At 71.1% G+C, this 22,355-nt stretch carries 22 protein-coding genes; 9 read left to right on the top strand and 13 right to left on the bottom strand.

Features of this window, described 5'->3' with window-relative positions:
- Positions 1-5 precede the first annotated feature (5 nt).
- The 8 genes from hisF to hisD all read right to left on the bottom strand — a co-directional run bounded on the left by hisF (position 6) and on the right by hisD (position 5,902).
- The gene (gene hisF / locus M8I34_RS24070; RefSeq protein ID WP_030988643.1) at positions 6-770 is read right to left on the bottom strand and encodes an imidazole glycerol phosphate synthase subunit HisF; all 765 of its coding nucleotides are present in this window, start codon (positions 768-770) and stop codon (positions 6-8) included.
- A 6-nt stretch (positions 771-776) separates the two neighbouring features.
- Positions 777-1,202, bottom strand: a complete 426-nt coding sequence (locus M8I34_RS24065) for a Rid family hydrolase (protein ID WP_250052398.1) — start codon at positions 1,200-1,202, stop codon at positions 777-779.
- A gap of 21 nt (positions 1,203-1,223) precedes the next feature.
- A complete protein-coding gene (priA, locus tag M8I34_RS24060) occupies positions 1,224-1,955 on the bottom strand; it encodes a bifunctional 1-(5-phosphoribosyl)-5-((5-phosphoribosylamino)methylideneamino)imidazole-4-carboxamide isomerase/phosphoribosylanthranilate isomerase PriA (protein WP_250052279.1) in 732 nt (243 codons plus the stop codon).
- On the bottom strand, positions 1,955-2,611 hold the full coding sequence (hisH, locus tag M8I34_RS24055) for an imidazole glycerol phosphate synthase subunit HisH (protein WP_250052277.1): 657 nt from the start codon (positions 2,609-2,611) through the stop codon (positions 1,955-1,957). The genes priA and hisH overlap by 1 nt, the downstream gene beginning before the upstream one ends.
- Positions 2,602-2,766: a hypothetical protein gene (locus M8I34_RS24050; protein WP_030085938.1), complete on the bottom strand. Its 165-nt coding sequence runs from the start codon at positions 2,764-2,766 to the stop codon at positions 2,602-2,604. Before M8I34_RS24050 ends, hisH begins: the two co-directional genes overlap by 10 nt.
- 96 nt (positions 2,767-2,862) lie before the next feature.
- Entirely contained in the window at positions 2,863-3,456 is a 594-nt protein-coding gene (gene hisB / locus M8I34_RS24045; protein WP_030085936.1) for an imidazoleglycerol-phosphate dehydratase HisB, read from the bottom strand.
- Positions 3,453-4,571 carry a histidinol-phosphate transaminase gene (locus tag M8I34_RS24040; RefSeq protein ID WP_250052275.1) on the bottom strand — a complete coding sequence of 373 codons (1,119 nt, stop codon included), beginning with the start codon at positions 4,569-4,571 and terminating at the stop codon, positions 3,453-3,455. The genes hisB and M8I34_RS24040 overlap by 4 nt, the downstream gene beginning before the upstream one ends.
- Before the next feature lie 8 nt (positions 4,572-4,579).
- Positions 4,580-5,902 (bottom strand): histidinol dehydrogenase, encoded by a 1,323-nt coding sequence (gene hisD / locus M8I34_RS24035; protein WP_250052273.1) that lies wholly within the window; start codon positions 5,900-5,902, stop codon positions 4,580-4,582.
- Between the two features lie 263 nt (positions 5,903-6,165).
- Between hisD and M8I34_RS24030 the strand changes: the two genes are divergently transcribed.
- From M8I34_RS24030 to ybaK, 3 genes are read left to right on the top strand one after another with little or no spacing between them, the layout of a single operon-like run.
- Positions 6,166-7,767 (top strand): oxidoreductase, encoded by a 1,602-nt coding sequence (locus M8I34_RS24030; protein ID WP_250052272.1) that lies wholly within the window; start codon positions 6,166-6,168, stop codon positions 7,765-7,767.
- 51 nt (positions 7,768-7,818) lie between these two features.
- Complete coding sequence (locus M8I34_RS24025; protein ID WP_250052270.1) at positions 7,819-8,565, top strand: LON peptidase substrate-binding domain-containing protein; 747 nt, start codon at positions 7,819-7,821, stop codon at positions 8,563-8,565.
- 49 nt (positions 8,566-8,614) lie between these two features.
- A complete protein-coding gene (gene ybaK / locus M8I34_RS24020) occupies positions 8,615-9,109 on the top strand; it encodes a Cys-tRNA(Pro) deacylase (protein ID WP_250052268.1) in 495 nt (164 codons plus the stop codon).
- Between the two features lie 50 nt (positions 9,110-9,159).
- Here the strand turns inward: ybaK and M8I34_RS24015 are convergent, their stop codons facing one another.
- From M8I34_RS24015 to M8I34_RS24000, 4 genes are all read right to left on the bottom strand, one after another.
- On the bottom strand, positions 9,160-9,816 hold the full coding sequence (locus M8I34_RS24015) for an ABC transporter permease (protein WP_250052267.1): 657 nt from the start codon (positions 9,814-9,816) through the stop codon (positions 9,160-9,162).
- Between the two features lie 68 nt (positions 9,817-9,884).
- The gene (locus M8I34_RS24010) at positions 9,885-10,706 is read right to left on the bottom strand and encodes an ABC transporter permease (protein ID WP_374210979.1); all 822 of its coding nucleotides are present in this window, start codon (positions 10,704-10,706) and stop codon (positions 9,885-9,887) included.
- A 64-nt stretch (positions 10,707-10,770) separates the two neighbouring features.
- Positions 10,771-11,781 (bottom strand): ABC transporter ATP-binding protein, encoded by a 1,011-nt coding sequence (locus M8I34_RS24005; RefSeq protein WP_374210978.1) that lies wholly within the window; start codon positions 11,779-11,781, stop codon positions 10,771-10,773.
- A gap of 84 nt (positions 11,782-11,865) precedes the next feature.
- Entirely contained in the window at positions 11,866-13,176 is a 1,311-nt protein-coding gene (locus M8I34_RS24000; protein WP_244415409.1) for an NYN domain-containing protein, read from the bottom strand.
- Between the two features lie 271 nt (positions 13,177-13,447).
- Between M8I34_RS24000 and M8I34_RS23995 the strand changes: the two genes are divergently transcribed.
- Positions 13,448-13,627: a hypothetical protein gene (locus M8I34_RS23995; protein ID WP_030988618.1), complete on the top strand. Its 180-nt coding sequence runs from the start codon at positions 13,448-13,450 to the stop codon at positions 13,625-13,627.
- A 77-nt stretch (positions 13,628-13,704) separates the two neighbouring features.
- Here M8I34_RS23995 and dnaE read toward each other — a convergent pair whose 3' ends face one another.
- Complete coding sequence (gene dnaE / locus M8I34_RS23990; protein ID WP_250052265.1) at positions 13,705-17,256, bottom strand: DNA polymerase III subunit alpha; 3,552 nt, start codon at positions 17,254-17,256, stop codon at positions 13,705-13,707.
- Positions 17,257-17,490: 234 nt separating this feature from the next.
- Between dnaE and M8I34_RS23985 the strand changes: the two genes are divergently transcribed.
- The 5 genes from M8I34_RS23985 to M8I34_RS23965 all read left to right on the top strand — a co-directional run bounded on the left by M8I34_RS23985 (position 17,491) and on the right by M8I34_RS23965 (position 22,346).
- Entirely contained in the window at positions 17,491-18,849 is a 1,359-nt protein-coding gene (locus tag M8I34_RS23985) for a DUF2252 domain-containing protein (protein WP_250052256.1), read from the top strand.
- 110 nt (positions 18,850-18,959) lie between these two features.
- On the top strand, positions 18,960-19,619 hold the full coding sequence (locus M8I34_RS23980) for a hypothetical protein (protein ID WP_250052254.1): 660 nt from the start codon (positions 18,960-18,962) through the stop codon (positions 19,617-19,619).
- Positions 19,620-19,718: 99 nt separating this feature from the next.
- Positions 19,719-20,534 carry a thioredoxin domain-containing protein gene (locus M8I34_RS23975; protein ID WP_250052252.1) on the top strand — a complete coding sequence of 272 codons (816 nt, stop codon included), beginning with the start codon at positions 19,719-19,721 and terminating at the stop codon, positions 20,532-20,534.
- A 119-nt stretch (positions 20,535-20,653) separates the two neighbouring features.
- The gene (locus M8I34_RS23970) at positions 20,654-21,367 is read left to right on the top strand and encodes a hypothetical protein (RefSeq protein ID WP_250052250.1); all 714 of its coding nucleotides are present in this window, start codon (positions 20,654-20,656) and stop codon (positions 21,365-21,367) included.
- 46 nt (positions 21,368-21,413) lie between these two features.
- Positions 21,414-22,346 (top strand): thioredoxin domain-containing protein, encoded by a 933-nt coding sequence (locus M8I34_RS23965; RefSeq protein ID WP_250052248.1) that lies wholly within the window; start codon positions 21,414-21,416, stop codon positions 22,344-22,346.
- Positions 22,347-22,355: the final 9 nt, after the last annotated feature.

Here is a 22,355-nt window from a genome sequence, read left to right as displayed (position 1 = left end):
GGGCGTCAGCGCACCGGGTGTCCCGCCCCCCGGAGGGCTTCCTTGACCTGGCCGATGCGCAGATCGCCGAAGTGGAAGACGGAGGCGGCCAGCACCGCGTCGGCACCGGCGCCGACGGCCGGGGCGAAGTGGTCCAGCTTGCCGGCCCCGCCGGAGGCGATCACCGGGACGGTGACGTGCTTGCGGACGGCCTCGATCATCTCGACGTCGTAGCCGTCCTTGGTGCCGTCGGCGTCCATGGAGTTGAGGAGGATCTCCCCGGCGCCCAGTTCGGCGGCGCGGTGGGCCCATTCCACGGCGTCGATGCCGGTGCCGCGGCGGCCGCCGTGGGTGGTGACCTCGTATCCGGACGGGGTCCCGGCGTCGGTGCGGCGGGCGTCGACCGAGAGGACCAGGACCTGGCTGCCGAAGCGTTCGGCGATTTCGCGGATCACGTCGGGGCGGGCGATGGCGGCGGTGTTGACGCCGACCTTGTCCGCGCCGGCCCGCAGCAGCTTGTCGACGTCCTCGGGGGTGCGGACGCCACCGCCGACCGTGAGGGGGATGAAGACCTGTTCGGCGGTGCGGCGGACCACGTCGTAGGTGGTCTCGCGGTTGCCGGAGGAGGCGCTGATGTCGAGGAAGGTCAGCTCGTCGGCGCCCTCCTCGCCGTAGATCTTCGCCATCTCGACGGGGTCGCCGGCGTCCCGCAGGTTCTTGAAGTTGACGCCCTTGACGACCCGGCCGTTGTCGACGTCCAGGCAAGGGATGACTCGGACCGCCAGGGTCATGTCGGTTCAGGCTCCTTCAGGGGTGCCGGGGTCGCGCCCCGGGAGGCTCACGTCTCGGAATGCTTCGATTTCCACTTCCACCAGGACGCGGGAGTCGACGAAGCCGGAGACCACGACGAGGGTCGAGGCGGGCGGCGCGGCCTCGAACAGCTCCCGGTGGGCGCGGCCGGCCGCATCCACATCGCGCAGGTGGGTGAGGTACATACGGGTGCGCAGGACCGCGTCGGCGCCGAGCCCGAAGGGCCGCAGCGCCGCCAGCGCGTTGGTGAAGGCGGCCCTGGTCTGTACGTAAGGGTCGCCCTCACCCTGGAGGACGCCGTCGACCAGTGGCATCGTGCCGGCGACCAGGACGCGGTCGCCGGCCGCCACGGCGCGTGCGAAGCCGATCTTCTCTTCCCAGGGACTGTCGGTCCGTACGCGCTCGATGGTCATCATGCGGCCTTCCGTTCGCCGTTACGACACTGCTGCCAGCGCCTCTTCGAGGGTGAATGCCTTCGCATAGAGCGCCTTGCCGACGATCGCACCCTCGACACCTTCCGGAACCAGCGTGGCCAGCACCCGCAGGTCGTCGAGCGAGGAGACACCGCCGGAGGCGACGACGGGCCGGTCGGTGGCCGCGCAGACGTTCTTGAGCAGCTCGACGTTGGGGCCCTGGAGGGTGCCGTCCTTGTTGATGTCGGTGACGACATAGCGGGCGCAGCCCTCGGCGTCGAGCCGGGCCAGCGTCTCGTAGAGGTCGCCGCCGTCGCGGGTCCAGCCGCGGCCGCGCAGCGTCGTACCGCGCACGTCCAGACCGACCGCGATCTTGTCGCCGTGCTCGGCGATGACCTTGGCGACCCACTCGGGGGTCTCCAGCGCGGCGGTACCGAGGTTGACCCGGCGGCAGCCGGTGGCCAGGGCCGCGGCGAGCGTGTCGTCGTCGCGGATACCGCCGGACAGCTCGACCTTGATGTCCATGGACCGGGCGACCTCGGCGATCTGCGCCCGGTTGTCACCGGTGCCGAACGCCGCGTCGAGGTCGACGAGGTGCAGCCACTCGGCGCCGGCCCGCTGCCAGGCGAGGGCCGCCTCCAGCGGGTCGCCGTAGGAGGTCTCGGAGCCGGACTCGCCGTGCACGAGGCGGACGGCCTGGCCGTCGCGGACATCGACGGCGGGGAGGAGTTCGAGCTTCGATGCGTTCGGCATTACAGGGTCTCGATCCAATTGGTCAGGAGCTGGGCACCGGCGTCGCCGGACTTCTCGGGGTGGAACTGGGTGGCCCACAGCGGGCCGTTCTCGACCGCGGCCACGAACCGCTCGCCGTGCGTGGCCCAGGTGACCTTCGGCGCGACGATGTGCGGGTTGCCGACCTCCAGCTCCCAGTCGTGCACCGCGTAGGAGTGCACGAAGTAGTAGCGGGCGTCGGCGGGCTGTCCGGCGAAGAGCCGCGAGCCCTCGGGGGCGTCGACGGTGTTCCAGCCCATGTGCGGGACGACCTCGGCCTTGAGCGGGCCGACCGTGCCGGGCCACTCGTCGAGGCCCTCGGTCTCGACACCGTGCTCGATGCCGCGGCCGAAGAGGACCTGCATACCGACGCAGATGCCCATGACGGGGCGCCCGCCGGACAGCCGGCGGCCGATGAGCCACTCGCCGCGGGCCTCCTTGAGCCCCGCCATGCAGGCGGCGAACGCGCCGACGCCGGGGACCAGCAGCCCGTCGGCGTTCATCGCCCGGTCGAAGTCACGGGTGATCTCCACGTCGGCGCCGACATGCGCCAGGGCGCGCTCGGCGGAGCGGACGTTCCCGAAGCCGTAGTCGAAGACGACGACCTTCTTACGGGATGCCGGGGCGGTCAATTCCATACCTCCAGCCGCAGTACACCGGCGACCAGACACAGCGCCGAACCGAGGGACAGCAGCACGATCAGGCCCTTGGGCAGCTGCTGCTTCCAGAACGAGTAGACACCGCCGAGAAGAAAGAGCCCGAGCAGGATGAAGACGGTGGAAAGACCGTTCACTGCATCCTCCGGTTCGCTTCTCCGCCCGCGCGGCGCAGAGGCGCGGGCATCGTAGTCATCTGCGGCCCGGCGGCCGCGCGTGCGTCGCTCACAGGCCTACAGGGCTCCCTTGGTGGAAGGAATGATCCCGGCCGCGCGCGGGTCGCGCTCGCTGGCGTAGCGCAGGGCGCGGGCCAGCGCCTTGAACTGGCACTCCACGATGTGGTGGGCGTTGCGACCGTACGGGACGTGGATGTGCAGCGCTATCTGGGCCTGGGCGACGAACGACTCGAAGATGTGCCGGGTCATCGTCGTGTCGTAGGAGCCGATCATCGGCGCCATGTTCTCCGGCTCGGTGTGCACCAGGTACGGGCGGCCGGAGAGGTCGACGGTCACCTGGGCGAGCGACTCGTCCAGGGGGACGGTGCAGTTGCCGAAGCGGTAGATCCCGGACTTGTCGCCGAGGGCCTGCTTGAAGGCGGCACCCAGCGCGAGGGCGGTGTCCTCGATGGTGTGGTGGGTGTCGATGTGCAGGTCGCCGTCGGTCTTGACCTTCAGGTCGAACAGACCGTGCCGGCCGAGCTGGTCGAGCATGTGGTCGTAGAAGCCGACACCGGTCGAGACCTCCACCTCGCCCCTGCCGTCGAGGTCGATCTCGACGAGCACGGACGTTTCCTTGGTCGTGCGCTCCACGCGTCCTACGCGGGTCATCGCTTGCTCTCCTTCAGTACTGCGCGAACCGCGTCGAGGAACGCGTCGTTCTCGGCCGGGGTGCCGGCGGTGACCCGCAGCCAGCCCGGTACGCCGTTGTCACGGACCAGCACGCCGTGGTCGAGGATCGCCTGCCAGGTGGCGTGCGCATCGTCGAAGAGGCCGAACTGCACGAAGTTGGCGTCGGAGGCGACGACCTGGCAGCCGGCCGCCCGCAGCTCGGTGACCAGGCGGTCCCGCTCGGTCTTGAGCTGCTCGACGTACTTCAGGAGCGTGTCGGTGTGCTCCAGCGCGGCGAGCGCGGTGGCCTGGGTGACGGACGAGAGGTGGTACGGGAGCCGGACCAGCTGCACCGCGTCGACCACGGCGGGGTCGGCGGCGAGATAGCCCAGCCGCAGTCCGGCGGCACCGAAGGCCTTGGACATGGTGCGGGAGACGACCAGATTCGGCCGGCCCTCGATCAGCGGCAGCAGCGAGGGGTGGTGGCTGAACTCGCCGTAGGCCTCGTCGACCACGACCAGGGCGCCGGCACCGTCGGCACGGGCCGCCTGCGCCGCTTCGTACAGGGCGAGCACCGTCGCTTCCCCGACGGCGGTGCCGGTGGGGTTGTTCGGCGAGCAGATGAAGACCACGTCGGGCCGCTGCTCGGCGATCGCCCGCTCCGCCGCCTCGACGTCGATGGTGAAGTCGTCGTTGCGCGGGCCGGAGATCCACCCGGTGCCCGTGCCGCGGGAGATCAGCCCGTGCATCGAGTACGACGGCTCGAAGCCGATGGCGCTGCGGCCGGGGCCGCCGAAGGTCTGGAGCAGCTGCTGGATGACCTCGTTGGAGCCGTTGGCGGCCCAGACCTGGGTGGCGGCGACCTCGTGTCCTGCGGTGCGGGTGAGGTAGCGGGCCAGCTCGGTGCGCAGCTCGACCGCGTCCCGGTCGGGGTAGCGGTTGAGCTGCCGGGCGGCGTCGGTCACCCGCTCGGCGATCCGCCGGACCAGCGGTTCGGGCAGCGGGTAGGGGTTCTCGTTGGTGTTCAGGCGCACCGGGACGGCCAGCTGCGGTGCGCCGTAGGGGGACTTGCCGCGCAGCTCGTCCCGGATGGGGAGATCGTCAATACGGGTCACGTGCCTGCTCACTTGCTCTGCGGGACCTTCCACTCGAACCTGGCCTTCAGCGCGGCGCCGTGGGCCGGGAGGTCCTCGGCCTCGGCGAGGGTCACCACATGGTGGGCGACCTCGGCCAGTGCGTCGCGGGAGTAGTCCACGACATGGATGCCGCGCAGGAAGGACTGCACGGACAGGCCCGAGGAGTGGCAGGCGCAGCCGCCGGTGGGCAGGACGTGGTTGGAGCCGGCGCAGTAGTCGCCGAGGGACACCGGGGCGTAGGGGCCGACGAAGACCGCGCCGGCGTTGCGGACCCGGGCGGCGACGGCGGAGGCGTCGGCGGTCTGGATCTCGAGGTGTTCGGCGCCGTAGGCGTCCACGACCTTGAGGCCCTCGTCGACGCCGTCGACGAGAACGACGGCGGACTGCTGTCCGGCCAGCGCCTCGGTGATCCGGTCGATGTGCTTGGTGGCCGCCACCTGCCGCTTGAGCGCGTCCTCGACGGCGTCGGCGAGCTCGGTGGAGTCGGTGACCAGGACGGCGGCGGCGAGGGTGTCGTGCTCGGCCTGGCTGATCAGGTCGGCGGCGACGTGCTCGGGGTCGGCGGTGGCGTCCGCCAGCACCGCGATCTCGGTCGGTCCGGCCTCGGCGTCGATGCCGATACGGCCCTTGAGCAGGCGCTTGGCGGAGGCGACGAAGATGTTGCCGGGGCCCGTGACGAGGTTGACCGGCAGGCACTCCTCGGTGCCGTACGCGAACATCGCGATGGCCTGGGCGCCGCCGGCGGCGTAGACCTCGTCGACGCCCAGCAGGGCGCAGGCGGCGAGGATCGTCGGGTGCGGCCGGCCGCCGAATTCCTTCTGCGGCGGGGAGGTGACGGCGATGCCCGTGACACCGGCTTCCTGCGCCGGGACGACGTTCATGACGACGGAGGACGGGTAGACCGCCAGGCCGCCGGGGACATAGAGGCCCACCCGCTCGACGGGCACCCAGCGTTCGGTGACCGTGCCGCCGGGGACGACCTTGGTCGTGACGTCGGTGCGGCGCTGTTCGCGGTGGACGATCCGGGCGCGCCGGATGGACTCCTCCAGGGCGGCCCGGACGGCCGGGTCCAGCTCCGCGAGCGCGCTCTGCATGGCCTCGGCGGGCACCCGTACGCGCTCGATCTCGACGCCGTCGAACCGCCGCGCGTAGTCGATCAGCGCCGCGGTGCCGCGATGGCGTACGTCCTCGCAGATGGGCCGCACCTTCTCCAGGGCGGCTTCCACGTCGAACTCGGCACGGGGCAGCAGGTCGCGCAGGGCGCCGCCCTCGGGGAGGGCGTCACCGCGCAGATCGATTCGGGAGATCACCCTCCCAGTGTCTCAGACCCGCTCCTGGGCCCGAGCGGCCGTATCACTCAGTGATACACAACGGCACACGCTCCGGACACGCCGTGACCAGGCCGCCTGAAGTTGACCGGAGTTGGCCCTGACCACGCGTGTTCAAGCAGTCACGGGGCGGGCAAGGGCCACGTGACGGCGTACGGGGACACCTGTGGGACGCATCACGACCCGTGCACGAAATGCGTCCGAACAGGTTGCGACACACCACGGGAGAGCAAGGGGGATCCACAGTGACCGAGCCCGGGGACGGCGACGCGCCCGCCGACCTTCAGCTGACATCGGCGGAATGGAGCATGTGGCAGGCCTTCCGCAACGGCAGCACCTGCGATCTGCACATCGGCGATCCGGCCCGCGACGATCCGCACGGGCAGCATCTGTGGGGCCCGGAGCGCCGGGTGCGGGCCCGGGTCGTGGCGCTGCTGCTGCTCGACGGGCCGCCACCGCAGCCCGGCCGGGTCTCCGCGCTCAAGATCACCGGTGCGTACATCACGGACACTCTCGACGTTGCGGGCGGCACGATCAAGCCATTCGTCGAACTGCGGGACTGCCGCTTCGAGGCCGAGGTGGTGCTGCCGGAGAGCCGGTTCACCACGCTGCGGCTGGTGAACTGCGCGATACCCCGGGTGGAGGCGGCCCGGCTGCACACCGAGGGCGATCTCCATCTGCCGCGCTGTGTGGTGCACTCCGGCATCCGGCTCACCGACGCGCACATCGGCACGGACCTGATGCTCAATCAGACCGTGGTGCACAAGGACCGCCAAGGCCGGTCGATCATGGCGGACGGGATGACCGTCGCCCAGGACCTCCAGGCCGAGATGATGGAGTCCTACGGCGAGCTGTCGCTGCGCGGCGCCACCATCGGCGTGTCGCTGAGCCTGCGCGGCAGCCGGCTGAGCAATCCGTTCGGCCGCCGGGCGCTGAACGCCCCGCAGCTCACCGTCGAGCGCACCCTCTATCTGACCGCGGCGGGCCTGGCCAACTCCCCGTTCTCCAGCAGTGCCACTCCCCCGTACGGCATCGCGCACACCCCCTCGCGCGGCACCCGTATGCAGCGCTTCGAGTGCGAGGGCGGGATGCGGCTGGACGACGGGCGGTTCGGCGACGCGGTCGACTTCGAGCACGCCCGGTTCATCATGGAGTCCGACCAGGAGCTGTCGCTGCGCCGTATCCAGACGCCCGAGCTGCGGTTCCTCGGCGAGCGGCCGCAGCGCGGCCGGGTGATCCTCTCCGGCGCCCGGGTCGTCAATCTCGTCGACAAGTCGGCGAGCTGGCCGGGGCTCGGCGGGCTGTGGATGGCCGGCTTCGCGTACGAGACGCTGATCCCGCGCGGCCACTTCCCGCTCGCGCTGCGGCTTCAGTGGGTGGCCGCGGCGACCCCCGAGTACGCTCCCGAGCCGTACGAGATGCTCGCCACCTCGCTGCGCACCACCGGTGAGGACTCCGATGCCCGCGAGGTGCTGCTGGCCAAGCAGCGGCGGCGCCGCGAGACGCTGCCGCTGGCGGCCAAGGCCTGGGGCTTCCTTCAGGACTGGACGGTGGCCTACGGCTACCGCCCGGGGCGGGCCGCGGTGTGGATGGCCATCCTGTGGGCGATCGGGACGATCTACTTCTCGATGTCCCCGCCGCCGCCGCTGAAGCCGGACGAGGCGCCGCCCTGGAATCCGTATCTCTACGCCCTGGACCTGCTGCTGCCGGTGATCGACCTCAATCAGGGCGCCGCCTGGAAGCCGGGCGGCGGTGCGCAGTGGGCGGCCGCCATCCTGATCCTGGCGGGCTGGGTGCTCGCCACGACGGTCGCGGCCGGCGCGTCCCGGCTGCTGCGACGGCAATAGCGGGGGTACGGGTGGTGGCCCCGGCCGTCACAGGCTCTAGGCTTACGGGCTGTGACCTCCGTGCGCCTACCGCTCTTCCCGCTGAACTCGGTGTTGTTCCCGGGACTCGTGCTCCCGCTGAACGTCTTCGAAGCGCGGTACCGGGCCATGATGCGCGATCTGAGCGCGGTGCCCGAGGACGACCGCCGCTTCGCCGTGATCGCGATCCGGGACGGCCGGGAGGTCGCCGCCACCGCCCAGGGCATGCCGGACGCCACCCTGCCGGCCGCGGAAGGTCCCGCGGCGGGCTTCGGTGACGAGCCGATGCGGGCGTTCCACGCCGTGGGCTGTATCGCCGACGCGGCGACCATCCGGGAGAAGTCCTCCGACGACGACACCGGCTACGAGGTCCTCGCCACCGGCACCACCCGCTTCCGGCTGCTGTCCGTGGACTCCTCCGGTCCGTATCTGACCGGCGAGCTGGAGGAGCTGGAGGACGGCGAGGGAGAGGGCGCGGGCGCGCTCGCCTCGGGCGTCGTCCGGGCCTTCCGTACGTACCAGAAGCGGCTGGCCTGGGCGAACGAGCGGACCCTGTCGAGCGGGCAGGACCTGCCGGCCGACCCTTCGGTGCTCTCGTACCTCGTCGCCGCGGCGGCCGTGCTGGACGTCCCCGCCAAGCAGCGGCTGCTGGAGGCGCCGGACACCGCGTCCCGGCTCGGGCAGGAGCTGAAATTGCTTCGCCAGGAATCGGCGCTGCTCGGTAAGCTCCCGTCGCTGCCGGCCGTGGATCTGACCCGGCAGCCGACCAGCCCCAACTGAACCGCCCGGCCCCCCACGACCGGCCCCACTGACGCGAGGCACGAAGACGGTGGCGAAGAAGTCCAAGAAGTCCGTCGGCACCCCGGCGACGGTCGCCCTCACCGCGGCCGGCGTCCCCTTCACCACACACTCCTACGAGCACGACCCGGCCGCCCCGTCGTACGGCGAGGAGGCCGCCGAGGCCCTCGGTGTCGCGCCGGAGCAGGTGTTCAAGACACTGCTGGCGGACGTCGACGGCACCCTGACGGTCGCCGTGGTCCCGGTGTCGGGGTCCTTGGACCTCAAGGCGCTGGCGGCCGCGGTGGGCGGCAAGCGGGCCACGATGGCGGACCCGGCCGCGGCCGAGCGCAGCACGGGCTACGTCCGGGGCGGGATCTCACCGCTGGGCCAGCGCAAGCGGCTGCGCACGGTCGTGGACGCCTCGGCCGAGGGCCGGCCGACGGTCTGTGTCTCGGCGGGGCGGCGGGGGCTGGAGGTCGAGCTGGCGCCGGAGGATCTGGTGACCCTCACGGGCGCGCACCTCGCACCGATCGCCCGCGGCTGAACGCACTGCGGGACGGCCGGCGGACCGGCCGCCCCGGAGATCCGCGCCGGTCAGTCCGCGGCGGGCGGCTGCTGTGCGTGGGGGTCGCCCGGCCAGTGCGGTGGTTCCGGCTCCGGGTCACGCGGCCCGAACAGCCCGGTCAGCGCCAGCTGGGTGAGCATCGCGGCGATCGGCCAGGCCAGCAGCGCGCCCTTGGCCTGGAGCCGCAGCGGTCCGTCGAAGGTCACACCGGGGCCGACCTGCTTGGCGTGCGCGGCCACGTCCGGGGTGGGGCCCAGCCACATACCCGTCACCCAGCCGAGCACCGCACCGAGCAGCCCGCCCACGACCAGCGCCACGACCAGCGGAATCCCGCCCCGGCGGCGGAAGACGAAGACCGCGGCCGCGGTGAGCACACCGAAGCCGAGGCACAGCAGGACGAAGGTGCCGTCCGCGCCGATCGCCTCCTCGCCCTCGGTGTTCTTGAGGTAGACGTTGCGGGTGTCCGAGATCAGCGGGGTATGCGGCGCGAGCCAGTTCCACAGCACGCCGAGCAGTACGCCGCTCACCGCGACCACGAGCGCGATCAGTGCGCCCTCGCGCAGCTCGCGGGCCAGCTCGGGGCCGCCGAGGCCGATGTGGTCGGCGTGGTCGGCGACGGGCGCGGCCTCGGGGTGCTGCGGCTCTTCGGGCGGTTGGTTGTCGGGTGGCGTCAGCGGTGCGATCACCCCGTCATCGTGCCAGGTGGGGCTGGTGGGACCCGAAGCAGGACGGCCGTTCGGTGTGGTGGAATCCGTCATCGGGTCGCCGCCCGGCGGTAGGCCCAGGTGGCGACGCCCAGCGAGAGCACTCCGACGGCCGCGCAGACGCCCAGGTCGGCGCCGACCGCGACCCAGTCGGGATGGGGGTCGAAGCTGCGCGCCAGTGCCTCCACCCCGTAGGTCGAGGGCAGCAGATCGCGGGCCCAGCCGATCACCGAGGGCATCCGTTCGGCCGGCAGCACTCCCAGCAGCAGCGCCGCCGACATGCCCAACTGGCCGCACAGTGTGGCGAGTTCGGGGCGCGGGGCGAGCAGGCCCAGCGCCGCGCCGAGGCCGGCCAGTGCCGCCCCGGCGAGCGGGAGCACGGCGGCCAGCACCCACAGATGGGCCATCGGCAGCTGGAAGAGCACACAGCCGGTGACCGCGGTGACCACCGTCCCGGGCACGGTGAACGAGGCGTACGCGGCGGCGGCGCCGAGCACCACGGCGGCCGGCGGCACCGGCAGCGTCGCGTAGTGGTCGAGCCCGCCGCCGGCCCTCAGCTGCCCGAAGTACTGGGCGAGCAGGTTGAGCGCCACGAAGGCGACGACCAGCACGCTGGAGCCGGACACCACGGAACGGGCCGCCTCGCCGCCGTCGACCACCCCGCGCAGCAGGACCATGATCCCAACGGACTGGAAGGTGGCGACGAACAGCAGCGGGATCCGGGCGACCCGGGCCCGGGAGAGCTGGGCGCGGTAGACGGCGCCCAGGGCGGGCACCAGACGGGCGCGCGGCGCCAGCGGGGCGGCCTCCTCGGGCCGAGCCCCGGTGTCCGGGGCCACCCCGGCCACCGCCTGCGCGGGAACCACACTCACGCTGTCACCAAGCCTTCCTCGCTGCCCCCGTGGTCCTTCATACGTCCGCCGTACCAGCGCCCGTTCACCCCTTGACCAGTCCCTCCGACCGGCCGCCCAGGGCCAGGTACACATCCTCCAGGCTGGGCGTGGCCAGCGTGAAGTCGTCCAGGGCCGCGAAGGCGGGGCCCGCGGTGACCGCGGCGACCGCGGAGCGGGCCCGGTCGGCGGGGAGGCGGAGGGTCCAGCGGCGGCCGGAGGTGTGCGCTTCGGCTTCGAGGGCGGCGACCTCCGGCACCTCCAGCGGCGGGCGGTCGCGCCACACCAGCTCCAGCCGGACCTCCTCGCTCACCATTTCCTTCAGCCCACCGGGCGTGTCGCAGGCGATGACCCGGCCCCGGTCGATCACCGCGACCCGGTCGAGCACGCTCTCGGCCTCCAGCACGTTATGGGTCACCAGCACCACCGTGGCGCCGCGCTCGGCCCGGCGCCGGTCCACCGCGGCCCACACGGCACGGCGCGCGACCGGGTCCATACCGGTGGTCGGCTCGTCCAGCACCAGCAGCGGCCGCTCGCCGATCAGCGCGGTGGCCAGGCAGGCCAGCCGCCGCTGCCCGCCGGAAAGCTTCTTCAGCGGCCGCCCCGTGATGTCCCCGAGCCCCAGCTCGCCGATCACCGCGTCCCGCTCGGCGCGCGCCTCGCGGGCACCGAGGCCGCGCAGCCGCCCGGTGGTCTCCACGGCCAGCGCGACCGTCATCTCGTCCAGGGCGGTGGACTCCTGGCCCAGGTAGCCGAGCAGCCGGGAGGCCCGCTCCGGGTGGCGCACCAGATCGTGGCCGAGCACGCGGACGCTGCCGGAGTCCGGGCGCAGCAGTCCGGTCAGCTGGCGGACCAGCGTGGACTTGCCGGCGCCGTTGGGCCCGAGCAGCCCGAAGATCTCTCCGCCGTGTACGTCCAGGGTGATGCCGTCATTGGCGCGTACGGCGGACGCCCGTGCCGCCCCGCGGCGCCCGCGCATCGCGGGGTACGTCTTGACCAGGTCCTGTACGGCACACACCGGCACGCCGTGCTCCACCTGTTTTGCGCCCGTCCTCACGAGCTATGAGGGTACGCGTCCCCGGCCCGCCTCCGGGCCGCGGGGCACCGGCGGGCGGGACGGGGCGCGGGGCGGCCGGGCTGGTCAGTCCCCGGCCGGAGCGTGCTCGGCGGCCGTCCGCAGATCGACCTCGCGCCAGAAACCGGCCCTGATCGCGTAGCGGTCGTGCTCGTCGATCTGGTCGTCCTTGTGGGCGAGCAGCCCGAACCGGGCCGCGTAGCGCAGCAGTTCACCGTCGATGCGGTGCGGGATGCGCGGGTACTCCGTCGACAGCTGCTGGAGATGCGCGGTGTCGGAGAGCCGGTCGGTCCAGCGGCGGGCGAAGACCTGGCCGACCTCGAAGGGGTCGCCGCTGACGGCGGTGATGTCCTCCTCGCGGTCGGCCCAGCGCTGCTCGGCGCTGGTGAGCTGGGCGAGGGTGGGCAGGGCCGCGGTCTCGGAGGGTTCGCCGACCGGGCCGCCGCGCTCGACCCAGCCCTTGTCGGACGACCAGCGCAGGGTGGCGCCGGCCGCGGGCGCCTGCGGGGCGGCGCCGCCCGTACCGCCGGGCCCCTGGCCCGCGGCGTGGGCCCGGCCGAGACCGGCCAGGTCCTTGGGGGTGGGCACGACCTTGGAACCGGCGGCGCCGGGCTCGTCGCCGGCGACCGGTGCGCCCTCGGTGCCGGCCGGCGGCCGGGCGACGCCGTTGGCGCCGTTGTGGTCATGGGTGTGCTCGGCGGCTTCCGGGCCGGATGCGGCGGCCGCCGCGGCGGCCGCGGCCGCGACGGCGGACTCCGGCAGCGGCGCGGAGAGGATCGCGGCGATCTCGGGGCGGGGTACGGGCGGCGGGGCGCAGGGACCGCCGAGTTCCTTGGCGCGTACCGCGCGGGTGATCCAGGTCCGGTCCAGCACCCGCCGCTCGTCGGCCTCGGCGACCAGGTCCTCGGACTGGTTGTAGTCGCCGTCCGCGGCCTGGACGGCCCACAGGTGGACGGCGACGCCGTGCTCCTTCGCCGACATCAGGCCGGGCAGCAGGTCGCCGTCGCCGGTGACCAGGACGATGTCGGAGCAGGCGCGGTTACGGGCGAGCTCGGTCAGCTCGGCGTGCATCGCGGCGTCCACGCCCTTCTGCGCCCAGCGCCCGTCGCTGCGGGTCAGCGCCCCCAGCCGGACGGTGACGCGGGGCATCACACGCAGCCGTCGGTGCTCGGGTTGCGGGACGCGGTCGGGTGCGCCGTCGAACCAGTAGATCCGCAGCAGCGGGCGTTCGGTGTCCGCCTCGGCGCGCTGGCGCAGGCCCTGGATGAGGGCGGCGTGATCCACCGTGATCCGGGAACGGGCGGGCTCTCCGGCGAGCAGGCTCGCCGCGGCGCCGAGCAAATACCCGGCGTCCACCAGGACGACACAGCGATCCACGATCCACCCTCTTCCCTGAGGTGCTGATGTCCGGTCGCCCCCCGGCTCGGCCCGTGGCACGAGTTTTCTTCGGTTGTCCTTCGAGTCTGCCCGACCCTACGGGCGTTATCTGCCCGAACTCGATCATCGGCGTGGCGGATTCGGCGGGGATCTTGAGTACAGCGTGTGATCAACCATATAACGCAGGGTAATTGCCCGAAATGCAGGCGTCTGTCCGTCATGTAAGTCTGGTTCCGGCCCCGATCCTCATTCCCCCCCAGGAGGCACGATCATGGCCAAGGACAAGAAGCAGGACCGCAGTCAGCAGCAGAAGGCGGCATCCGCGGCCGAGCGCGGCCAGCAGGAGGCCCAGAAGGCGAGCCTGGAGGCACAGTCCCAGTCGCGGTCACAGGCGCAGGGCAGCCCGGCCGATGTTGCACGTAAGCACCAGCGGCGCTTCGGTCACAACTGATCCACGCCGTACAGAGGTTGAGGGGCACGTCCGCTACGGGCGCGCCCCTCGGGGCGGAAAGGGCCGGAGCCGGCGGGTCAGCCCGCCAGGCAGGACGGGCCGAGCAGCACCTTCAGATCGCCGAACAGCGACGGGTCGGGCGTGACCCGGTGCCGGTCCAGGCGGAGCACCGTCGTCTTGCGCGCCCCTTGCAGCTTGATCCGCACCTCCGTGGAGCCGCGGTGGCTGCTGAGCACCTCGCCGAGCTTCTCGACCATCGGCGGGGTGACCTTGACCGTCGGAATGGTGATCGTCACGGGGGCGTTGGTGCCGGCCTCCGAGAGGTCGGGGACCATCATCTCCATGGCGACCAGCCGCGGGATGTCCTCCCGCTTGTCGAGCCGGCCCTTGACGAACACCACGGTGTCCTCGACGAGTTGGGTGGACACCAGCTGGTAGGTCGCCGGGAAGAACATGCAGTCGATGGAGCCGGCCAGGTCCTCGACCGTGGCGATGGCCCAGGCGTTGCCCTGCTTGGTCATCTTGCGCTGGAGACCGGAGATGATGCCGCCGATGGTGACGATCGATCCGTCCGAGTAGTCACCGCCGGTCAGCTGGGCGATGGCGGCGTCCGCCTTGTCGGACAGCACATGCTCCAGGCCGAAGAGCGGGTGGTCGGAGACGTAGAGACCGAGCATCTCGCGCTCCTGGGCGAGGAGGTAGGTCTTGTCCCACTCGATGTCCGAGAACTCCACGTCCAGCCCGAAGCCGGGGCCCTCGTCGGCGCTGGTGTCGCCCATGCCGCCGAAGAGGTCGAACTGCCCCTCGGCCTCCTTGCGCTTGACCTGGACGACATTGTCGATCATCGGTTCGTAGTGCGCCGTCAGGCCCTTGCGGGTGTGGCCCATCTCGTCGAAGGCGCCGGCCTTGATCAGTGATTCGGTGGTGCGCTTGTTGCAGACGACCGCGTCGACCTTGTCGAGGTAGTCGGGGAAGGAGGAGTACTTCCCCTTCGCCTTGCGGCACCGGATGATCGAATCGACGACGTTCTGGCCGACGTTGCGGACCGCGGTGAGGCCGAAGAGGATCACGTCGTCACCCTGGGCGGCGAAGTTGGCCTCGGACTCGTTGACGTTCGGCGGCAGCACCTTGATGCCCATCCGCCGGCACTCGTTCAGATAGACCGCCGACTTGTCCTTGTCGTCGCGCACCGAGGTCAGCAGCGCGGACATGTACTCGGCCGGGTAGTTGGCCTTGAGGTAGGCGGTCCAGTAGGTGACCAGGCCGTACGCGGAGGAGTGCGCCTTGTTGAAGGCGTAGCCGGCGAACGGGACCAGGACGTCCCACAGGGCCTGGATGGCCTGGTCGGAGAAGCCGTTCTTCCGCGCGCCCTCCTGGAAGAGGACGAAGTTCTTCGCCAGCTCCTCGGGCTTCTTCTTGCCCATGACGCGGCGGAGGATGTCGGCCTCGCCGAGGGAGTACCCGGCGATGATCTGGGCGGCCTTCTGCACCTGCTCCTGGTACACGATGAGGCCGTGGGTGAGGCCGAGGACCTCCTTGAGGGGCTCCTCCAGCTCCGGGTGGATCGGGGTGATCTCCTGGAGGCCGTTCTTGCGCAGCGCGTAGTTGGTGTGCGAGTCCATGCCCATCGGGCCCGGGCGGTACAGGGCCGAGACGGCGGAAATGTCCTCGAAGTTGTCGGGCTTCATCAGCCGCAGCAGCGAACGCATCGGGCCGCCGTCGAACTGGAAGACGCCGAGCGTGTCACCGCGGCAGAGCATTTCGTACGTCTTGGGGTCGTCCAGCGGGACGGTGAGCATCTCCAGCTCCACGCCCTTGTTCTTCCGCACCATCTTGACGGCGTCGTCCATGATGGTGAGGTTGCGCAGGCCCAGGAAGTCCATCTTCAGCAGGCCGAGCGACTCGCACTGGGGGTAGTCCCACTGCGTGATGGTGACGTTGTCGGTGTGCCTGACCCAGACCGGGGCGTGGTCGACGATGGGCTCGCTGGACATGATCACGCCGGCCGCGTGCACACCCATCTGCCGGACCAGGCCCTCGACGCCCTTGGCGGTGTCGATGACCTTCTTCACGTCCGGTTCGTTCTCGTACATCCCCCGGATCTCGCCCGCCTCGCTGTAGCGCGGGTGCTTGGGGTCGGTGATGCCGCTGAGGTCGATGCCCTTGCCTAGGACGTCGGCGGGCATGGCCTTGGTGAGACGGTCACCCATCGCGTACGGGTAGCCCAGGACGCGCGCGGAGTCCTTGATGGCGTTCTTCGCCTTGATCTTGCCGTAGGTGCCGATCATGGCGACCTTGTCGGCGCCGTACTTCTCCGTGACATACCGGATGACTTCGACGCGCCTGCGCTCGTCGAAGTCGATGTCGACATCGGGCATGGAGACACGCTCGGGGTTGAGGAACCGCTCGAAGATCAGTCCGTGCGTGATCGGGTCGAGGTCGGTGATGCCCATGGCGTACGCCACGATCGAACCGGCCGCGGAACCACGGCCGGGGCCGACCGCGATGCCGTTGTTCTTGGCCCACATGATGAAGTCGGCGACCACGAGGAAGTAGCCGGGGAACCCCATCTGGATGATGATGTCCATCTCGTACTCGGCCTGCTTCTGCCGGTCGTCGGGGACACCGCCCGGGTAGCGGCGCTGCATGCCGACCCGGACCTCCTCCTGGAACCAGGTGACCTCCGTGAAGCCCTCCGGGATGTCGAACTTCGGCATCAGGTCGCGCTTCTCGAACATCCCGTCGGTGTTGATCTGCTCGGCCACCAGGAAGGTGTTCGCGCAGCCCTCCTGCCAGGCGTCCGAGGAGTCGATGGCGTACATCTCGTCCGTGGACTTGAGGTAGTAGCCGGTGCCGTCGAAGCGGAAGCGGTCCGGGTCGGAGAGGTTCTTGCCGGTCTGGATGCACAGCAGGGCGTCGTGCGCCGTGGACTCGTGGGCGTAGGTGTAGTGCGAGTCGTTGGTGACCAGCGGCGGGATGCCGAGCTTCTTGCCGATCTCCAGCAGGCCGTCGCGGACCCGGCGCTCGATCTCGATGCCGTGGTCCATCAGCTCCAGGAAATACCGGTCCTTGCCGAAGATGTCCTGGTACTCGGACGCGGCCTTCAGCGCCTCGTCGAACTGGCCGAGGCGCAGCCGGGTCTGAAGCTCACCGGAGGGGCAGCCGGTGGAGGCGATCAGGCCCTCGGACCACTGGGCGATGGTCTCCTTGTCCATCCGCGGCCACTTCGTCAGCCAGCCCTCGGCGTAGGCGTCCGAGGACAGCCGGAAGAGGTTGTGCAGACCGGTCTTGTTCGCCGCCCAGATCGTTTTGTGCGTATAACCACCGGAACCGGAGACGTCATCGCGCTTCTGGTGCGGCTGGCCCCACTGGACCTTGCGCTTGTTGCGCCGCGACTCGGGCGCCACATACGCCTCGATGCCGATGATCGGCGTCACCCCGGCCTTCTTCGCCGAGTGGAAGAAGTCATACGCGCCGTGGAGGTTGCCGTGGTCGGACATGGCGATATGCGTCATGTCCATCTCGTTGCACGCCTTGAACATGTCCGACAGCCGCGCCGCACCGTCCAGCAGTGAGTACTGGGTGTGGACATGCAGGTGCGTGAAGGGGGGCCTGGACGAGGCTGCCACGACGGAGGACCTCCAAGAGAACGGAGCGGCGCAGAGCGCCTCGGCGAGGGACGGTGACCGGCCGGCGGATGGACGGCCGGCGACGGATGGGTGAGACGGTCTCGAAGTCTACGACTCCTGACTGACAATCGCCGGGCACCGACGAGTAGCCTCGCGCGTTGTCAGTGGCAGAACCGCGACGGGCTCCGCCACGGCTCTCCGTACCCCCTTCCGCACCTCAGGAGGCACCCAGCGATGCCGTCCCAGCACGCCCCGGCGCAGGACGCCGAGCAGCGCGGCGAGGAGATCCTCGCCGTTTTCGACACCGCCTTCGGGGAGCTGCTCGCCGCCGACCCCGCGGCCTTCCGTGTGAAGTTCCGGAAGATGGCCGCCTCCGCCTTCGCCTTCTACCGGGGCACGGCCTGTCTGTTCTACCGGGACCTGGAGGCCGCGCAGGAGGACGGCGGCAAAGACAGCGGCCCGTATCTGGACGAGCGGACCGGGCGGGTGTGGATCCACGGCGATCTGCACGCCGAGAACTTCGGCACGTACATGGACTCCACGGGCCGGCTGATCTTCAACGTCAACGACTTCGACGAGGCGTACGTCGGCCCGTTCACCTGGGACCTCAAGCGGTTCGCCGCCTCGGTCGCGCTGATCGGCTACGCCAAGGCGCTCAGCGACAAGCAGATCACCGACCTGGTGCGCACCTACGCCGCCGCCTACCGGGAGCGCATCCACGCGCTGGCCTCCGGGGCGAAGAGCTCCGACCGGGACGAGCTGCCGCCCTTCACGCTCGACACCGCCGAGGGCCCGCTGCTGGGCGCGCTGCGCATGGCCCGCTCGCTGACCCGGTTCGGGCTGCTCGACTCGATGACGGAGATCCGCGACTTCGAGCGCCGCTTCGCGGCGGGCGGCGGCAGCGTCGAGCTGGACGCGGCGACCCGCTACAAGGTCCTCGCCGCCTTCGACGGCTATCTGGAGACGCTGCCGGAGTCGAGCCTGGACCGCCCGGACTCCTACCGCGTCAAGGACGTGGTCGGCCGCCGCGGCATCGGCATCGGCTCGGCCGGTCTGCCGTCGTACAACATCCTGCTCGAGGGCAACAGCGACGCCCTGGAGAACGATGTCGTGATCTACATGAAGCAGGCGCAGACCCCGGCCGTCTCCCGGCACATCACCGACCCCGGGATCCGCGGCTACTTCCAGCACGAGGGCCACCGCACGGTGATCTCCCAGCGCGCCCTCCAGGATCACGCCGACCCGTGGCTGGGCTGGACCGAACTCGACGGCGCGGGCCAGCTGGTCGCCGAGATCTCCCCGTACGCGGTCGACCTGGACTGGTCGGACATCGACGACCCGGACGAGATCGCCGCGGTGGTGGCCGACCTGGGCCGGGCCACCGCGACCATGCATGCCGCCGCCGACGACGAGAGCGGCCACTCGCTGGTGCCGTTCTCGACGGAGCGGGCCATCGACGCGGCCATCGCGGCCGACGAGGACGGCTTCGCCGCGCTGCTGGTGGACTTCGCGCACTCCTACGGCGCCCGCGCCCGCGCCGACCACCAGATCTTCGTGGATCTGTTCCGGAACGGGCGGATCCCGGGTCTGTAGGGGCCCTGGGCCACGTCCGACACCTGCCGTACGCACCGTATTTCCCGGTGCGTACGGCTTCGGACCCCCTTAGGCACCTCTTATCCCCGCCCATGGCACACTCGGCTGCAATGGACATCTCGGCGGCACACCTGCGGGCACTGCGCGCGGCGCTCTTCACCGCGCTGTGCGTCACGCTGTCCGCGGCCTCCCATGTGCTGCTGTCCCGTATGCCGCTGCCGCTGACCACCGTCGCCGCGCTCTGCGGCGCCGTCTTCGCCCTCGCCTACGCACTGGCCGGCCGCGAACGCGGCTTCTGGCGGATCGCGGCGCTGCTGATCCCCCTGGAGCTGGCCGCCGATCTGGTCTTCAGCCTGGGGCAGCACGCCTGTTACGGGGAGGCCGGCGGCCCGGTCGCCGGCCCGCTGCGCTCGCTGGGCATGGATCTGCTGTGCGGTGGCGACCCGGTCGGTACGCCGCTGGCCCAGCTGCCCCAGGACGACGCCGCGCCCGTGGTCACCTGGCTCGTGCTGCTCGCGGCGCATGTCTGCACGGGACTGCTGGCGGCCGGCTGGCTGCGCCGCGGCGAGCGGGCGCTGGGCCGGCTGCTCGGCGCGGTGGCCGGCTTCGCCTTCCGCCCGCTGCTGATCGCCGTCGCGGTCATCGGCACGGGCACCGCGGCCCCCCGGCCGGTGCCCGCCCCCGTACGGTCCGGGCACCCCGCCCGCGCCGTCCCCCTGCTCGTGCACTGTGTCGTGCGCCGTGGGCCGCCCTGCGCGCTCGCCGCGTGAGCCTTCGGCCGCGCGGCCCGCGTACGCCCGCTGAGCGCGCGTACGCCCTCGACCGCACGTATCTCCCGTCCCACGGACACCCACGGAGCAGGAACAGTCATGAGCAACCGCAACAACCAGGCCAACAAGCAGGCAGCCCGCGAGCGGCTGCGCGCCGAGCGTGAACGGCAGGCGAAGAAGGACCGGCTGCGCAGGCAGCTGATCGTCGGCGGTGCGATCGTCGGCGTCCTGGCGGTAGCAGGCGGTATCGGGGTGGCGGTCGCCAACATGGGCGGCGACGCGAAGGCCGCCAGCGGCCCGCTGGTCAAGCCCGCCAACACCAGCGGCCCCAAGGGCACCACAATCGTCGTCGGCAAGCCGGACGCCAAGAACACCCTGGACCTCTTCGAGGACCCGCGCTGCCCCGGCTGCGCCGCGTTCGAGCAGACCGCCGGCGCCACCATCGAGAAGGACATCAAGGACGGCAAGTACAAGGCCTCCTACCACCTGGGCACGTTCCTCGACGGCAACCTCCAGGGCACCGGTTCCAAGAACGCGCTGAGCGCGCTGGGCGCCTCGCTCAACGTCAGCCCGGACGCCTTCCTGAAGTACAAGTACGCGCTGTACTCGAAGGAGTTCCACCCGGACGAGACCGGTCCTGACAAGTTCGCCGACGACAGCTACCTCATCAAGGTCGCCGACACCATCCCGGCGCTCAAGGGCAACGCCGCCTTCCAGAAGGCCGTCAAGGACGGCACGTACGACCGGTGGGGGCTGGAGGTGTCCAAGGCCTTCGACTCCGTCAAGGACGTCAAGAGCACCCCGACGATCAAGCTCAACGGCAAGGTTCTGGGCACGCAGACCCCGCAGGGCACGTCGGCACCGTCCAGCGTGGCCGCCTTCAATTCCCTGGTGGACAAGGCGCTGAAGAAGTGACGTAGCGGCCGGCTCCCCGGCCGGTCCGCCTCCGGTGTCCCTCGGCCGGCGTGCTCCGTGCACGTCGGCCGATGCCAAATCTTGACCCGGTGGTGCCGTGCGCATGGCAGACTCCCGGCATGCAGGCGACGGGAGTACGCCCCCGGACCCGGCCGGCGGCCGCGCCGGGGGTCCAGCTCCGGGCGGTGCGGGCGGTGTTGTTCACCGTGCTGTGCACCACCCTGTCCGCGGCCTCCCATGTGCTGCTCTCACACGCCCCGTTGCCGCCCGCGCCGGTCGTCGCGGTCTTCGCCGGTGTCTTCGCCGCGGCCTACGCACTGACCGGGCGGGAGCGTGGCTACGGCTCCGTCGCCGCGCTCCTGGTACCGCTGGAGCTGGCCGCCGACACCGTTTTCACCGCCGGACAGCACACCTGTTACGGGGCGGCCGGCGGCCCGGTCACCGGCCCGCTGCGCTCGGTCGGCGTCGATCTGCTGTGCCGGGGCGGCGAGTTGGGCACCCCGCTGGCCCGGATGGCCGCGCACCCGGGCTCGCCGCTGCCGCCGGCCGTTCCGGCGGCGGCCCCCTGGCTGCTGCTCGCCGCCCATGTCGTGGTCGGCCTGCTCGCCGCCGGCTGGCTGCACCGCGGCGATGCCGCCCTGGACGCCCTGCTGCGCGCCGCCGCGGCCGGCGCGTTCCGCCCCCTGCTCACCGCGGTCGCGGTGGCCACCGCCGCACTCACCCCGCCCCGCCGGCGGATCCGCCCGCTGCACCCGCTGCCGCCGGCCCGCCCGCTCCCCCTCCTCCTGCACTGCGTACTGCGCCGCGGCCCTCCTGGTACGGCCGCCGCCTGACCAGCACGCAGAAGCCAGCAACACCCTCGAGGGGACGGCACCACCCATGAGCAACCGCAACAACCAGGCCAACAAGACCGCGGCCCGCGAACGCATCCGGGCCGAGCGGGACCGCCAGAAGAAGAAGGAGAAGCTGCGCCGCCAACTGACCGCGGCGGGCGCGGTGATCGGCGTCCTGGCCCTGGCCGGCGGCATCGGCTACGCCGTGATGAAGGCCAACGAGCCCAAGGGCTGGGAGGCCGCCAAGGAGGCCGAGCTCGTCACGCCCGCGCACACCCAGGGCAAGAACGGCACCGAGATCCTGATAGGCGACAAGAACGCCAAGCAGACCCTGGAGGTCTTCGAGGACGTCCGCTGCCCGTCGTGTGCGGCCTTCGAGCAGAGCAGCGGCAAGGCCCTGGCCAAGGACATCGAGGACGGCCGGTACCGGGTCCGCTTCACCATGTACACCTTCATCGACGGTATGGGCGGCGGTGAGGGCTCGAAGAACGCGCTGAGCGCGCTCGGCGCGGCGCTGAACATCAGCCCGGAAGCCTTCTTGAAGTACAAGGCCGCGCTGTACTCGGCCAAGCACCACCCCGACGAGCGCGAGGACGTCTACGGCAAGGACTCCGCACTCCTCAAGGTCGCCGCCGACGTACCGGAGCTGAAGAACGACAAGGCGTTCGCCGCGGCGGTCAAGAAGGGCACGTACGACCGCTGGGCGATGGAGATGACCGCGCTGTTCGGCCGCAAGGGCGTCAAGGGCACGCCCATGTTCCTGCACGGCGACAAGAAACTCACGCTGCCGCAGGTCCCGCAGCAGCAGATGACGCAGGCGCAGTACAGCCAGCTCGCGCAGGCCAACTTCAAGAAGATGATCGACAAGGAGTTCGGTCCGGCGAAGGGCTCCGCGGACCAGGGCAAGGACGGCAGCAAGGGCGAAGACGGCGGGAAGGGCATCCGCGAGGGCGAAAAGGACCCCACGGGCGCGAACTGAGTGCCTTTC

Origin of the sequence: Streptomyces sp. MCA2, assembly GCF_023544705.1 — a bacterium.
GTDB lineage: Bacteria > Actinomycetota > Actinomycetes > Streptomycetales > Streptomycetaceae > Streptomyces > Streptomyces decoyicus.
Note: the sequence above shows the minus strand (reverse complement) of the source record. Positions and strands in the feature narration are given on the sequence as shown.